At 42.0% G+C, this 15,640-nt stretch carries 11 protein-coding genes; 8 read left to right on the top strand and 3 right to left on the bottom strand.

Annotated features, from left to right (window positions below; translation table 11 throughout):
* Positions 1-8: 8 nt before the first annotated feature.
* Positions 9-3,431 carry a TonB-dependent receptor gene (locus ACQ86K_RS16445; protein ID WP_143020705.1) on the bottom strand — a complete coding sequence of 1,141 codons (3,423 nt, stop codon included), beginning with the start codon at positions 3,429-3,431 and terminating at the stop codon, positions 9-11.
* A 138-nt stretch (positions 3,432-3,569) separates the two neighbouring features.
* Complete coding sequence (locus ACQ86K_RS16450) at positions 3,570-4,739, bottom strand: FecR family protein (protein WP_091163608.1); 1,170 nt, start codon at positions 4,737-4,739, stop codon at positions 3,570-3,572.
* 138 nt (positions 4,740-4,877) lie between these two features.
* Between ACQ86K_RS16450 and ACQ86K_RS16455 the strand changes: the two genes are divergently transcribed.
* Positions 4,878-5,462: an RNA polymerase sigma factor gene (locus tag ACQ86K_RS16455; protein ID WP_091163605.1), complete on the top strand. Its 585-nt coding sequence runs from the start codon at positions 4,878-4,880 to the stop codon at positions 5,460-5,462.
* 87 nt (positions 5,463-5,549) lie between these two features.
* On the opposite strand, the gene ACQ86K_RS16460 is transcribed toward ACQ86K_RS16455, so the two are convergent.
* A complete protein-coding gene (locus ACQ86K_RS16460) occupies positions 5,550-6,995 on the bottom strand; it encodes a phytoene desaturase family protein (RefSeq protein WP_091163602.1) in 1,446 nt (481 codons plus the stop codon).
* A gap of 699 nt (positions 6,996-7,694) precedes the next feature.
* On the opposite strand from ACQ86K_RS16460, the gene ACQ86K_RS16465 reads away from it, so the two are divergent.
* The 7 genes from ACQ86K_RS16465 to ACQ86K_RS16495 all read left to right on the top strand — a co-directional run bounded on the left by ACQ86K_RS16465 (position 7,695) and on the right by ACQ86K_RS16495 (position 15,509).
* Positions 7,695-8,708, top strand: a complete 1,014-nt coding sequence (locus tag ACQ86K_RS16465) for a glycoside hydrolase family 2 TIM barrel-domain containing protein (protein WP_091163599.1) — start codon at positions 7,695-7,697, stop codon at positions 8,706-8,708.
* A gap of 285 nt (positions 8,709-8,993) precedes the next feature.
* Complete coding sequence (locus ACQ86K_RS16470) at positions 8,994-11,687, top strand: glycosyltransferase family 2 protein (RefSeq protein ID WP_218134366.1); 2,694 nt, start codon at positions 8,994-8,996, stop codon at positions 11,685-11,687.
* Between the two features lie 134 nt (positions 11,688-11,821).
* Positions 11,822-12,208: a hypothetical protein gene (locus ACQ86K_RS16475; RefSeq protein WP_431198341.1), complete on the top strand. Its 387-nt coding sequence runs from the start codon at positions 11,822-11,824 to the stop codon at positions 12,206-12,208.
* A complete protein-coding gene (locus tag ACQ86K_RS16480; protein ID WP_431198342.1) occupies positions 12,205-12,714 on the top strand; it encodes a hypothetical protein in 510 nt (169 codons plus the stop codon). Before ACQ86K_RS16475 ends, ACQ86K_RS16480 begins: the two co-directional genes overlap by 4 nt.
* A gap of 47 nt (positions 12,715-12,761) precedes the next feature.
* A complete protein-coding gene (locus ACQ86K_RS16485; RefSeq protein WP_431198343.1) occupies positions 12,762-13,376 on the top strand; it encodes a hypothetical protein in 615 nt (204 codons plus the stop codon).
* Between the two features lie 121 nt (positions 13,377-13,497).
* Complete coding sequence (locus ACQ86K_RS16490) at positions 13,498-14,448, top strand: manganese catalase family protein (protein WP_091163592.1); 951 nt, start codon at positions 13,498-13,500, stop codon at positions 14,446-14,448.
* A gap of 206 nt (positions 14,449-14,654) precedes the next feature.
* Positions 14,655-15,509, top strand: coding sequence for an SDR family oxidoreductase (locus ACQ86K_RS16495; protein ID WP_091163589.1), 855 nt, complete (start codon positions 14,655-14,657; stop codon positions 15,507-15,509).
* Positions 15,510-15,640 lie beyond the last annotated feature (131 nt).

Consider the following 15,640-nt stretch of genomic DNA (forward strand, 5'->3'; position numbering starts at 1 on the left):
TGGGCTAATTAAAAGGAAACGTTCAAACCAAAAGAGTAGATTTTATTTTGCGGGTACTGCACCTGGTCTCCGCTGCCATAACGCTCAGGATCAAGGCCTTTAAAATTGGTTATGGTTAACAGGTTATCGCCCGCGAAATAAACCCTTAACCTATTGATACCTACTTTTTTAGTAAGCTGTGACGGCAGGGTATAACCAAACACCAGGTTTTTAAGCCTCAAATACGATGCATCCTGCAGGAAATATGATGACCTGCGGCCTATTTTATCCGGTGCACTTTGCCCGAAATAAAGACGCGGCATAGTGGCTGAAGGATGTTCAGGAGTCCAGGCGTTCAACCAATCGGTAGTTGGTGAAGATCCCTGTACAAATGGTATTGTGCCCCAACCTGATACATAAGATTTAACACCGTAAACGCCTTGCATCATGGCTGATAAGTCAAAGCCTTTAAAGCTGGCCGATAAGTTAAATGAGTAGTTTAATTTTGGATAAACACCACCGATTATTGTACGGTCATTTTGATCAATTTTACCATCGCCGTTTACGTCTTTATATTTTAAGTCGCCCGGTAAGGTAGAATCAGAAAACTGTTTGGGGGAATTAGCTACCTCTGTTGCCGACTGGAAGATCCCGATAACCTGCAGCATGTAGAATGAGTTCCACGGCTGCCCGTTTTGGTTGATGGTATAATCTCCAATTTCCGTTTGACCAAATTTCACCAGTTTGTTACGGTTATGATCAACGTTTGCGCCTACATTAAAGGCTAAGCCCTTTAAAGCGCCATCAGTTATTACATTATTGTACGATATACCAAGCTCAATACCCCTGTTATTTACCGATCCGTCATTAATGGTAGGTGCACTTAAGCCCACAGCTGCGGTAACCTGTGCCTGCCTCAAAATATCAGATGTTGTTTTATTATACCAATCGGCGGTTAAATTAAAGTTTTTGAAAATGGTAACATCCAAACCAATATCGGTCATAGTAGTGGTTTCCCATTTAATGGCCGGATTGTTGAGGTTTTGCTGAGCTACGCCAGTTAACAGTGTCGAATTATCAAAAGAATAATTGCCGGTAAAGTTTAATAAAGCCTGATATGGATAGTTGGCACCATAGCCGTTCATTACTATATTTTGATTACCCAGTTGTCCCCATGAACCTCTTAATTTGAAATTATCCAGCCAGGTTAAATTCATGGCTTTTACAAAAGGCTCTTCAGTAACCCTCCAGCCGGCTGAAAACGATGGGAATACCCCCCATTTGTTTTTACCGGCGAATTTTGAACTTCCGTCATCACGAATATTGCCCTCTAAAAGGTAACGCCCTTTATAGTCGTAATTTACACGACCGAAATAAGACATTAAGGCCCATTGGTTACTGGTTCCATTTGCGTTTTGAATATCAGAACCACCTGCGTTTAACTCCTGCAGGTCCAGATCGGCAAAGTTTTTACGGTAACCTGATAAGTACTGATATTTACTTTGCTCAATACTATAACCAAATTGTGCTTTAATATTATGCCCATGAAAATTGTGTGCATAGTTCAGGTAACTGAACAGGTTGGTATATACGGTTTGCTCGTCCTGATCTGTTAAACCTTTACCCAGGTCAAGAGATGTTGCCAGTTGATTAGTGCGGAAATTATACTCATCCAACGTGGCTTTAAAGTCCTTGTACTTATCCATGTTAAAGTTCACAGCACCTTTAGTATACCAGGAAATATCTTTAGTAAACTGCACCTCAAACCAGCCCTGAGCGTTTACAGCGTAATCATTGGTGATCCTTCTGAAGTTTTGATCAAGTACAGCTATCGGGTTTTTATTGTTATACTCAAAGTCATAAGCTTTGTAGGTGTACCGCCCGCTACCATCAGCTAAATATGGACCATAAGTAGGTGCCTGCGACATGGCCGAAAGGAAAAGGTCCATAGATGAACCATCCCACTGACTTGGTGATGAAGGGTTACCGGCTACAGCACCCCTGGTGCCTGATTTTAACAATACATTAGTGCCGAATTTTATATGATCATTGATCTTTGAAGTCAGATTGATCCGTGCGCTATATCGCTTATAATCAAAGCCCCTTTCAATACCGTCCTGGTTAACATATCCCAATGACACGTTATAAGTAGTTTTTTCACTGCCACCGTTAAATGTCAGGTTATGGTTTTGTGTTACAGCAGTCCTGAATATCAGGCTCAGCCAATCGGTATTAGGATAGCGTGCCCTATCTGTAGCGTTACGATACAGATCGATCTGGTCCTGCGGATAAAGTGAGTTAGGATCTGTTGTGCCGCTGTTGATGCGTGCCTGGTTAAACATCTCCATATATTGGGCAGAATTGGTCACCAGTTTAAACATTTTGGTAGGACTGTTGTATCCTAAGTTACCATCGTAATTAACAGACATTTGTCCGGCCTTACCTTGCTTGGTGGTTACAAGCACCACGCCGTTGGCGGCCCTTGAACCGTATATTGACGCAGATGCAGCGTCTTTCAAAACAGATACATTGTCGACATCGGTTGGGTTAAGATCGCTAAAGTTACCGGGAACACCATCAATCAATACCAACGGATCAGAACCGGCGCCACTGAATGTGCTGTTACCGCGGATCCGGATAGATACAGCCTCATTTCCAGGCTCGCCTGAGCCTGTGTTAATCTGCACGCCTGGTGCAAGACCTTCAAGCATAGACGCAGTGTTAACAACAGGACGTTTATTCAATGTCTCGCCGGATACCGATGATACAGCACCTGTAAGGTTTGCTTTCTTTTGTGTACCGTAACCAACCACTACAATTTCGTTTAGTGCCGATGTTTGCTCTTTAAGCGTTACATCAATTTTGGTTTGATTGCCTACAGATACCTCCTGGGTAACAAAACCCACAAAGCTGAATACCAACACTGCGCTATTGTCATTCACAGTAACAGTATAATTGCCATCAATATTGGTTTGTACACCCGTGTTGGTACCTTTAACCTTTAATGTAACACCCGGTAAAGACACGCCTTTCTGATCTTTTACCGTACCGGTAATCGTTATAACCTGTACCGGTTTCTTTTCGGCGGGTTTGGGGGTAACTACAATGGTGGTATTGTTAATTACATAACTAAAAGGCTGATCACGGAAACATTGCTGCAAAGCTTCTTCCAATCCCGCATCTTTAAGGTCGACGTTTACAGGAAGTGCTTTTTTTAGCATTTTGGAATTGTAGAGCACACTATATCCGCTTTGCCTGTGGATGTCTTTAAGCGTTTCAACAAGCGAAGCGTTATTTTTACTAAGACTTATCCTTTGCGCAAACGTGGTTGAGGCACTTACCTGAAGTATCGAAACCAGACACAAGAAGAACGACAATTTCATGATCAGAAATAATTTGGATACGGCACGGGGTATCTGCCCGCGCTTTAATGCAGTAGAATTTTTGTACATTTGAATGTTAGGTTAAATAACTGGTTGTGAGAAAAAATGATCGTTAACTGACCTGATTGCTATCCGTAGCATTGAGCCAGGGGCGGTGCGAACGCTCCTGGTTACTTTCTTTTGGGATAGCATTATGGAAGTATTAGGTTACTTCATAATGATAACCCTCCTTCCTTCAATTTTATAGTGAATACTACCGGTAAGCTTGATATTATCAAGCAATTCTTTAATGTCTTTATATTTTGAGATGGTACCGCCAAATTCATTTTCCTGAACCTGGGCATCCTGATATTCAACATCTACATCATACCAGCGGCTTATCTGCTTCATGATATTTATAATGCTTTGATCATGAAATATAAAAAAGCCGTTAATCCAGGCCATATTAGCTTCAACATCGGCCTTTTGTACTTTTATTGATGAACCATTTTGGTTTACAGTTCCCTGTTGGCCAGGCAAAAGCATTACTGCTGCCGAGCCTTTGCTCATCTTAACCGAGCCTTCAAGCAGAGTAGTTGTTATATCCTGATTATCGCTATAAGCATTAATATTAAAATGGGTACCAAATACCTGCACCTGCGTACCGTTGGCCTTAACTATAAATGGATGAGCTTTATCCCTTGCTACCTCAAAATAGGCTTCACCGTTTAATTCAATTTCCCGGTTGGCCCCGGTAAAATACTCCGGGAATTTGATTGACGATGCTGCATTAAGCTGCACCTTGGTGCCGTCTTCCAATACTACCTGGTATTGGCCGCCACGCGGCGTGGTGATGGTATTGATTTGTGGGATGCCTGCCTGCCCTTGTTCGTTTGGCTTTCTGTCAAATTTATAAACCACTAAACCGTTGGCTGCTTTGCTTACTTTTACACCAGCCCCTGCCGCCAGCTGCCCATTTTTGGCGTCATCAAGTAATATTTTATTGCCATTGGCCAAAGTGAGATATGCTTTGTTGCTCCCAGGGAGTATGGTTGTTATAGTATTCTTAACTATTGTACCTGTGATATTATCCTTTTTAACAGGCATAAACAGCAAGCCAGCCAATACAGCTATAGCAACTAATGAAGCAGCCGCCCATAGCCATTTGTAGCTCGTTTGTTTAAGAGGTTTTATGACAATAGCCTTTTGTCTGCTTTCAGTTAATTTTTTCCAAATCCGCGCATGTACATCTGCTTCACTTACCTCTTCATCATCCCAAACCTCGTCGGCTAACTGCATTTCATCGCAATATGCATCCAATAGCTGTTTTTCAGCATCGGTGCATTGGCCGCTCATGTATTTTTCATACAGCGCAAGGAACTCGTTCTTAGTTATCATCAGGTTGCAATTGCAGGTTTATATGGTGTTAGTGTAAATTTTATACCGGCACACACATACATTTTTATTTTTTTCACGCCCAGGCTTAAAGGTTAAATAATTTTGATCGGCTTTTCCTAATTTTATCCAACCAATTGTATGTACAATTCTCATATTAGTGATCAGGACCTGTGGCTTGCCGTACGTAATAACGATGAGCACGCGTTCGCCGTACTTTTTGACCGTTATTGGGTAAGATTATATAAGACTGCCTTCCGGTACCTGAAAGACCGTCAAAATAGTGAAGAAGCAGTACATGATGTTTTCCTGAATATCTGGGATCGCCGGCGTCAACTGGACATAGAATCTGTTCCCAATTTTCTGCTCTCGGCCATCCGCTACCAGGTTTATAATCGCATGCGCGCGGTAAAACGCCCGGTAATTGTGGAGTTAGATAATCTGGAAGCAGGCCTTTTCCCCGACTACAACCAGGGTGATTTCCGGATCAAAAATCAGGAGTTGTTACAGGAACTGAGTTATTACCTGGAGAAGTTGCCCAGACGCTGCCAGGAAATATTTTATATGAGCCGCATGGAAAACCTAAGTAACCAGGAAATTGCCGCCCGCTTAGGAATATCCAAACGAACGGTTGAAAACCAGATAACCGTGGCGTTGAAACACCTAAGGGGCTGTTTCAAGCAAGTTTCAACGATGCTTTGCCTGTATTATTTGTTGTTTAAATAATACCGGGGAGGTGGCGCACGGCTTTGCGAAGCCTAACATCATTTTAGGTATGAAGAGCTGCTGCGACTCCTCAGCTTTGATTAATAATTATGATTGAATGCTGATGTTAAATACATCTTTTAAAGCGCGTTTGGCGGAATGGTAGCCGCACATACCATGTACCCCTCCTCCCGGCGGTGTGGATGAAGAACAGATATAAATCCCCTTTGCCGATGTGCGGTATGGTGAGCGGCGCAATACCGGCCGGGTAAACAACTGGCCAATGTCAATTACCCCGCCGTTAATATCACCTCCGATATAATTGGGATTATAGTTTTCCAGTTGCTCTGTGTTAAAAGTATGCCTGCCTATGATGCGTTCGCGGAAACCAGGGGCAAAACGCTCCACTTGTTTTTCGATAAAATCGGTCATGTTTTTGTTTGATCCGTTGGGAACGTGGCAATATGCCCAGGCGGTATGCTTGCCCTGGGGTGCACGGGTATTGTCAAAAAGGCTTTGCTGGGCCAGCAGTACAAATGGTTTTTCGGGGTGCAAACCGTCCCAGATTTGCTGTTCACACGCAGCAATTTCCTTCAGCGTACCCCCAATATGTACCGTTCCTGCTTGTCGGGCCTCTCCTGCTTTAAACGGAATAACATCATCAAGAGCCCAGTCAACTTTAAAAACACCCATTCCGTAACGATAACGTTCCAGTTGCCATTTATACAATGATGAAAATTTATGTCCGGCAATTTGCAACAGTTGTTTTGGCGTAACATCAAACAAAATTGTCTTTGCCGATGGCAGCTGATCAAAATTATTGATGTAGGTATTGGTTTCTATCCTGCCCCCTATAGATGTAAAGTATGACGCCAATGCCTCCGCTATTTTTACCGAGCCACCTTTAGGCACCGGCCAGCCTTTTAGATGCCCGTTAACCATCAACACTAAAGCAATTGCCGATGTGGTAAGATTTGTTAATGGTAGAATGCCATGAGCAGCCATCCCGGCTAAAAGCCCTTTGGCTTCCTCAGTTTTGAAGCGCTTGGCCAAATAGTTTACTGAAGTTAAAGCAGCCAGCCCAAAAGCAGCCAGGTCGACAGGATGTTTGGGAAAAGTAAGCGGACCTAAAACATCAGGCGCCAAACCGGGCCACGAAGTTACCAGGGGCGCCATCAGTTTAATGTAGGTATCCTTGTCGGCACTTAACAGATTGGCAGTTTCAACAACGGATTTTTTAAGTACCGCAGCCGTTCCATTATCAAAGGGATGCGCTGCAGATATTGTGGGATAAATATATTCAAGGCCATGCTCATGCAGTGGCAGTGTTTCAAAAAATGGCGAACCAACTGCCAGCGGATGAATAGCTGAGCAAACATCATGCTTATAACCAGGCAGGGTTAGTTCTTCAGTACGTAAACCGCCGCCAATAGTACTTTTTCCTTCAAGCAGTAATACCGAAAGTCCGTTTTGTTGCAACAATATCGCCGCAGCAAGGCCATTTGGCCCCGAGCCTACTATTATTGCATCATAATCATGTTTTTCCGGTTTCACAGGTATCTGTATTTTTGTATTTGCCCGCGCCTAATTTGCCGTTGGTAAAACGCGCACTGACGATTTAAGCTATCAGGCACAATATACACATCATTTCTTGCCGTCTTACCTTTACGTTCGATAAATTCGGGTAATTTATCCTGCAAATGGCCCCCAATCATGCCGGCGGTAAGGTGTATCTGCTAACCCATGGCCTCCTCCTGTTAATTCCTGGTCTACATATAAACAATTAATTATACTTTCCGTATACAGTCAATATTTACATGATTTTTTGAATATTCGCAACATGAACCAAAACCTGCAGTCGGAATTTCTTTTTATTCAAAAACTAAGAGTTTTATATATAACTACAAAAATATCGTTTGCTTTTTTAAATGAACCGAATTACTATTTATGAGATGTCCTCTTTTACGATTAATTATTAGCTGTCTGATACTTTGTCTCTTCTCTTTATCTTGTAATCGATCACAGCCTCGTAATGTCAATAAAGATGGAGTTTACATCAAAAATGAGAATGGCAAATATTCACTGTACCGTAATGGTGAGCCTTTTTTCATAAAAGGAGCTTCCGGTTTTACCAATTTAAAACGATTAAACGAGGCAGGAGGCAATACGATAAGGGTTTGGGATACCTTAAATTTAGGAAGTATTTTGGATTCGGCGCAGGCACATCATTTAGCTGTAATAGCAGGGTTGCCAATGCCTCCAAGCGAAAGTATAGATGACTTTTATAAAACCTCGAAGGCCAGTGCCCATGTGAGCAAGATTGCCGGGATTGTTAATAGATTTAAGCATCACCCCGCGCTTCTGAGCTGGTGTGTGGGCAATGAGCTTGCATTCCCTTACAAGCCGAAATACAATCAGTTTTATACCATATTTAATGCTGTAGTCAACATGATCCACCAGGACGATCCGCAGCACCCGGTTACTACAACCATTATGTCCTTTCAAAAGAAAAACATTGTCAATATTAAGCTACGGACCAAGATTGACTTCATCTCGTTCAATATTTTTGGTTCGATCCAAACTTTAAATGAAGATCTTCAGAAATTCAATTGGTTTTGGGATGGCCCGTTCTTAATAACAGAATGGGGAATTGAAGGTCCCTGGACCGCCGACAGTCAAAATGCATGGGGGGCTTATATTGAAAATACCAGTACAAAAAAGGCAGAGCAATATCTTTCAACCTATGAAAAGTATATGCCGGTTAATAATTCCAGGTTTCTGGGGTCGATGGTATTTTATTGGGGGCAAAAACAGGAACTAACCCCAACCTGGTTCAGTATGTTTGATGAAAATGGCGCTGAAACCGAGGCCGTTCAGGTGATGCATTATATCTGGACGGGGCAAAAAGCGCCTAAGAAGGCCCCTGTCTTGAAATACATGTTGGTAGATGGAAAAGGAGCCAGGGACAATATCTTATTTAAGCCTGGCATAACAATAAACAGCAAAGTGTATATCGAAGATCCGGACACCACCGGCTTAACATTTAAATGGGAAATATTTGCGGAGGATTGGTTCAAACCCAATGGCGCTTTTAACCAAAAGAAACCAAAAGAGATTAAAAATTTAATAATCGGGCAAAGCGGGCCGGACTTGAAGTTTAAAGTACCCGCCACAGAAGGCCCTTACCGCTTATTGGTTTATGTATATGATCAAAAGGGCTCTTTTGCTACCTCAAACACTCCCTTTTATGTATTAAAGAATCCATGAACAATACTATAAAACCACCTTCCAAACGGCAATTATTTTATTTAAGGCTGATGATTATCATCGGTTTGCTTTGTATGTTTTTTTATACATAGCCTGCTCAGACAATCAGTTATTGGTTATCGGCCACTATATTGGCTATTAATATCAACCTTTGTTTATACCTTTTTTAAGGTAATATATGAGTGGTATCATTATTGGTCAATAAGCGTTCCGCCTGCTTTACCCATAACGAAACAATATACGGTAGACATATTTACCACGTTTTGCGCCGGTGAACCATATGAAATGATTGTTGAAACACTTACTGCAATTCAGGCTATACATTATCCTCATGAAACCTTTTTGTGTGACGAGGCCGATGACCCTTACCTGAAATCAGTTTGTAAAGAACTGGGCGTTCATCACATAACAAGAACTAAAAAAATCAACGCCAAAGCTGGCAATATTAATAACGCATTAGCCCAGTCATCAGGCGAACTATGTGTAATTCTTGATCCCGACCATATACCCGTACCCGAATTTCTGGATCCGATAATAGCTCATTTTGATAACCCGGAAATTGGTTATGTGCAAATTGTGCAGGCCTATTACAATCATGACATTGGATGGATAGCTAAAGGCGCGGCACAACAAACCTATCAGTTTTACGGCCCGATGATGATGTGCATGAACAGTTATGGCACTGTGCAGGCTATAGGCGCCAATTGTACTTTCAGGCGAACAGCTTTGGAATCCATTGGCGGACATGCGGCCGGGCTGGCTGAAGATATGCATACGGCAATGCAGCTCCATGCACGCAATTGGAAATCCGTTTATGTACCCGCTGTACTGACCCGGGGCCTGGTTCCGGCTACTTTGTCAGCTTATTATAAGCAACAATTGAAATGGTCGCGGGGTGTTTTTGAGCTTCTTGTGACTTCCTACGTTAAACTTTTCAGAAAATTCAACTGGCGGCAGAAACTTCATTACGGTCTTTTACCTCTATTTTACTTATCTGGTTTTGTATTTCTTATTAATTTCTCAATTCCGGTTATATCCCTGTTCACAGATGCTTTTCCGTTAAGGATGGACTTTTCTGAGTTTTTAGTTATCAGTGTTCCTTTTATAACTTCAGTAGTTCTGATCAGGCATTTTGTTCAGCAATGGGTAATGGAGGATAATGAGCGGGGGTTTCATGTGGTGGGAGGATTACTGCTCATAGGTACATGGTGGGTTTTTATATTAGGTTTTGTCTATACTATTATCAGGAAGAACGTTCCTTACATAGCAACCCCCAAGGATATCAAAGATGAAAAAAATTTAAAAAACAACTTACCCAATATTGTAGTGTTGGCTGTATCCATCGCAGCTATTATTTACGGCCTTTACAACGACTGGAATCCCTATACACTTTTTATGTCCGGCATCGTTGGCCTGAATTGTATGTTCATGATATTTATGCTTATCGCAAGTTCAGAACTCAAGTTTCAGGCCTACCTGGATAAACATGCCACATTATTTACGGTCGTTTCAAAAATACAGCATGTTAAAATATTTTTTTGGCTGTTAAGAAGAAAGATATATTTCGGTGTAAGGAAAGTTAGCCTGATACTTAGCATATTAGTGGTTGGCATCTGCATATATGCTTCTCAGGAATCGGATGAAGATGCAAACTTTAATGTTGCGCGTGGTTTCGATGCTAACAATGATAATAGCAAAAAGTCTTTTGCAGAGTTCATCTCTTCATCAGACACCACCGGGTTATCGCAATTGATCAGGCAATCGCGACTTTACAATAGCACTTCGCGAGCGTCTTCAGATACTTCGATAAATATTATTGAACAAGATCCAGTCACCGGTCAAAAACGTTTATCAGTAAACCCTCCATTCTTTTCTTCAGTAAAAGGCGTAATCTACTCTAAAGGAAACTACTGGTACAAGAACATAGCTCCGCTAACCAAAAAAATGATAGTTAATGATTTTGAAGACATTCGAAAAGCGGGGATAAATACAATAAAAATATATGGACCTAATATTTACGACCACTCAATTTTTGAAGCAGCCGCACAAAAGGGCTTAAAAATTAATTATAGCTTCTGGGTGCCTGCCCCATCAAGCTTCATTAATGACACCACCTACCTGCACGAGCAATTCAATATCATCCTTAACACCATAAATAAAAATAAATCAAACCCTAACATCAGTGCCTGGAACTTAGGCAATAGTACCTACCAGCAACTATCCCAATTTTATCATGGGCCACAGTTGTACCAGGCCCAACAGCATTATATCAATTTGTTAAAACGTTTGGTAAATGAAATTAAACATGAAGACCCAACAAGGCCATTAACCATCGACCTTTTATCCTCACCCACACTCAACCCTGCTATGCAAATATTAAAGGAGCAAATACCGGCAATTGATGCTTTCGGAGTAATTGTTGATAATAAACAGTCATTGAAATATGTTAGCCTTGATTTTAAAATACCTTATTTTTTCAGTTGCACTGATCCCGGCGCACTCGAAGGTGTACAGCATTCCGGCGGAATTTTTTACGCTAACTGGCAGGATCAACAAAGCGGCACTGCTGTCACGTTTGACGGTTTAAAAGACGTATGGGGCAGAAATAAACGTTACCTTTATAAAATAAGCAAGAACTGGAATGGCAATACACCTATCTATAATTTGCCCGATATTAAAATACTGAAACCTGCATTAACAACTACTCCGGGGGCATCCCTGCGCTATAACGCCCTGGTATTTTCCTACGGCCACTGGAACATCGCTGCCTATTTAAAAACCGGATTGAAATTTGAATGGTATCTTGTCAAAACAGATAATTGGGGCAATGCAACCGGCATGAAAAAGGTAGGAAGCAGTCCGGATGTATACGTTACAATCCCCAAAAATGACGACAGATACAGGCTGTACCTTGTTGCAACCGATGGCGATAATGTAACTGTTGACTACGCAACATTAAATACCCCTTTTCAAAATTAATCGTCAATGAAAAAAAGTCCGTAAAGATTTATTTAGCGATCAGTTTAGGTATAATCCTCGTTATATCCTTTTGGGGCATTAAAATTTTCCGCAGTGATTATTTTACAAACAACTACTACCGCAGCAACGAACAAGTGGTTGGCATATTTAACCGCAGGAATTTAAGTGATACCTTACCGGCCAAACCTATTATTTGTTACACGGCAGTGTTTAAAAATACGGCTATAAGGTCAAGCCGGGGCAATGTGGATACAGCTTTGGCTAACAATGATGTACTAATCACCGTGGAAACCTGGCTTAAAGGTGTAGATTATAAAAACAACGTTTTAACTGAAGTGCTCAATGGTAGTTTTGATAAGCAGATTCATGAACTGGCTGTTTTGGCGGCAAAAAGTCACCATCAGGTTTTTATCCGCTGGAATCCTGACATGGAAGTACCGGCCAGCGTATTTCCATGGCAATATAAATCGCCTAAAGACTATATTACTTCATTTAATTATTTTTCAAAAAATTTAAAATGATTGCCCCAAAGGCACAAATCATATGGGGTCCGTCTGGTTATCCCGGCGATACCGAATACTGGCCCGGAAATAAGACCGTTGATTATGTAAGTATAACACTTGGAAGCCAATCAGAAAATACCACCCACTTTTATCCAAAAGACAGTACGGTTTCTGATATGTTAAAACATAAGCTTCATCGCTTAAGGTTTATAGACAAACCGGTATTGATCATAGACAATAATACCGGAAAAACACCTTTTAAATACAGTTGGCTAAACGAACAAAAAGACTATTTTATAAAATACCGGAATACCGTATACAGTGCCGACAACTACGCGGATAGTGCCGCTAAAAAGCCGGTAAGGGCCTCGCTCAAGATTGGGGTATTTGACCCAAATAAAAAACTGCTCAATCAACCAAGAATTAGTGTAGAACATCTTTTTACAGATTGGGGCGAAGTTGAAAGAGGCGATTTTGAAAAAAATTTTCGGAGGTCATTAACCGTCACCATGAAGTTATTGTAACTATGGAGCCATGGCGTGACACCAGCGGAATACCGGATACTGCTGTTATGGAAAGTATATTAAACGGCCGTTATAACAAACAGATTAAAAAATTATTTAATATAATTTCTGCCACACAAAACATCGTTTATCTCAGATGGATGCATGAAATGGAGATCCCTATCCACCGGTACAAGTGGCAAAGCCAGGACCCTGTTACTTATATCAATGCCTTCAGATATTTTATGCAGTTTGACGGAGGACCGGGCAAAAATGTCAGAAAGGTTTGGGGACCTGCCGGCGACCGGGGCTCGGCGGATTTTTGGCCCGGAAGCGATGTAGTAGATTATATCAGTATAGCCATTTACGGTTTGCCGGATAAAAACATTACCGATCAGGATAAGCAGGAAGCCTTCAGCACCATATTTAACCGAAAATATTTTCGGATGAGATTTCTTGATAAGCCTTTGTTCATAACCGAATTCGGTGTAAAGGGATCAGAAAGCTTCCAGGACAAATGGCTTGCCGATGCCGCTGAAACAATAAATGCGAACCCTCATGTTTTTGGCGTTTGCTACTTTAATTTATATGACAACCCCAAAGCCTGGGGTGATATTAAAGCACCTAACTGGAGCATTACTCCGCAGTCGATGCTCAAATTTTGCAGTTTATTGAAACAGTAATCATATTAATGATTGGTAAAATAGATCACTTTTATTTCATATTAAAAAAATTTATTAAATTATAAAACATAAAACACTACCCTTGGTTGTATCATAACACTATCTACCAAAATCAAATGTTATGTTTCACCATGTAAAAGAACTACAATTTAACGCGCGCGTATCGCGCCCCGATCCCCGGTTTGCCAATTTATTGCTGGAACAGTTTGGCGGAGAGAACGGCGAACTGGCCGCAGCCATGCAATACTTCACGCAGGCCTTTGGTGCCAAGGTGCCGTACCCCGACAAATATGATATGCTGATGGATATCGCCACAGAGGAATTCAGTCACCTTGAAATCGTGGGCGCCACTATTCAAATGCTCCTCAAAGGCGTTAATGGCGAACTTAAGAATGCTGCCGACAGTTCCGAGATCATGCAGGTTTTGAATGGTAAAGCTGCCAAAGAAGATATTATTCACCAGGCAGTATTCGCCAATCCACAGTTTGGCGTTATTACAGGCGGCGGTGTTACGCCCCGCAACAGCCAGGGCATACCATGGTGTGCAAGTTATATCCATTCAAATGGCGACCTGACCGTCGATCTTCGCAGTAACCTTGCCTCAGAGTCACGCGCCAAGCTGGTTTATGAACACCTGATGAAATTCACCAATGATCCTTACATTCACGAAACACTGTCTTTCCTGATGACCCGTGAAGTGGCGCATTACAAGATGTTTGAAGCGGCTTTAAACGATATCCAGCCGAACTTTCCACCAGGGGTACTGGCAGCCGATCCACGCTTTACCCAGCAGTATTTCAATATGTCTAATGGTGCCGACGTTCACGGCCCGTGGAACGAAGGCGAAATGCCCGATTTGGAAAAAGAATTTATTTACATAGCTGACCCGGTAAAGCACGTCAGGGAAACACAGGGCCTCACCCAACTGGAAGACGATAAGGCGAGGGAACTTAAACAGGCCGAAAAGCTGAATAAGCAAATGAGCCAGGAAAAAAGCACCGAAGTAAAGGACTCTGAGCCCGAAGGCGTGGCGCAATGGAGTATTTATCCTGATAATAATAAAACGGCCTGAAATACTTAAAAAAACTACCGGCCGTCATCCTGCTGATGACGGCTTTTATTAAACAGTTGCCCAGGCATTTTTAATGCCGCTAACTCCCCCTTTTCGAAAGCTTTAGAGCTAACGATTTTTTAAGAAAGTTTAAACAACTTTCAATAAGCGTCTGTGTTCCGGCTTTCGTTAGTCAACTCAACAACAACACTTTTTTAAAAGAATCTATGATAACCAAAGAAGAAACACCGCAAAAGCAGGATAGGCAGCCAGGTATTGAAGCAAAGATGCATCCGGCTCCGGAATACATTAAAGACAACTATAAAGCTGCCGGAAAGTTGCAAGGAAAAATAGCCCTCATTACCGGGGGCGATAGTGGAATTGGCCGCGCGGTAAGCGTACATTTTGCGCAGGAAGGTGCTAATGTGGCCATCGTTTACCTGGAGGAGGACGAAGATGCCGAAATCACAAAGGACCTGGTTGAATTAACAGGCCAGCAATGCTTGCTTATTAAAGGGGACGTAAAAGACCCGGCCTTTTGCAAACACGCGGTACAACAAACCATACAAGAATTTGGTAAACTCAATATCCTGGTGAACAATGCAGGTATGCAATTCCCGCAAAAAGACGTCAGGGCAATTGATCCCGGACAACTGGATGTTACCTTCCGCACCAATATATTTGCCTATTTTTATTTTGCAGAAGCTGCATTAGATCACATGCATGCAGGCGATTGCATTATCAATACCACTTCGGTAACCGCCTATCGTTCTTCGCCTTCGCTTATTGATTACTCATCAACCAAAGGCGCTATCACTACCTTTACGCGATCACTGGCTACCAACCTGACAGAAAAAGGGATCCGGGTTAACGCCGTAGCGCCCGGACCGGTCTGGACCCCACTTATTGTATCCACCTTCGACGAAGAAAAGATCAAAAAGTTTGGCTGTGAAACGGCTATGAAACGTGCCGGACAGCCTTCTGAGCTTGGTCCCGCCTATGTTTTCCTGGCTTCAGACGACTCTTCCTTTATTACAGGTCAGGTAATCCATGTAAACGGCGGCGAAGTAGTAAACGGATAAGACGACACCTGTTAAAAGTAAACCCAAGCACAACGTCAGTTATCTTCCTCCGGGCAGAGCCCGGCTTCGCAGTAAAAGAAAATCACCTTTTTTTGTGATAATAACATCACCATGAAAACAACAAATTGATA

Source organism: Mucilaginibacter sp. P19 (genome assembly GCF_050632265.1).
Lineage (GTDB): Bacteria > Bacteroidota > Bacteroidia > Sphingobacteriales > Sphingobacteriaceae > Mucilaginibacter > Mucilaginibacter gossypii.

Bases quoted from the DNA above. Each gene is read 5' to 3' on its own strand.
- ACQ86K_RS16445 (WP_143020705.1), bottom strand. From the start codon at position 3,431: ATGTACAAAAATTCTACTGCATTAAAGCGCGGGCAGATACCCCGTGCC.
- ACQ86K_RS16450 (WP_091163608.1), bottom strand. From the start codon at position 4,739: ATGATAACTAAGAACGAGTTCCTTGCGCTGTATGAAAAATACATGAGC.
- ACQ86K_RS16455 (WP_091163605.1), top strand. From the start codon at position 4,878: ATGTACAATTCTCATATTAGTGATCAGGACCTGTGGCTTGCCGTACGT.
- ACQ86K_RS16465 (WP_091163599.1), top strand. From the start codon at position 7,695: ATGCCTCCAAGCGAAAGTATAGATGACTTTTATAAAACCTCGAAGGCC.
- ACQ86K_RS16470 (WP_218134366.1), top strand. From the start codon at position 8,994: ATGATTGTTGAAACACTTACTGCAATTCAGGCTATACATTATCCTCAT.
- ACQ86K_RS16480 (WP_431198342.1), top strand. From the start codon at position 12,205: ATGATTGCCCCAAAGGCACAAATCATATGGGGTCCGTCTGGTTATCCC.
- ACQ86K_RS16485 (WP_431198343.1), top strand. From the start codon at position 12,762: ATGGAAAGTATATTAAACGGCCGTTATAACAAACAGATTAAAAAATTA.
- ACQ86K_RS16490 (WP_091163592.1), top strand. From the start codon at position 13,498: ATGTTTCACCATGTAAAAGAACTACAATTTAACGCGCGCGTATCGCGC.
- ACQ86K_RS16495 (WP_091163589.1), top strand. From the start codon at position 14,655: ATGATAACCAAAGAAGAAACACCGCAAAAGCAGGATAGGCAGCCAGGT.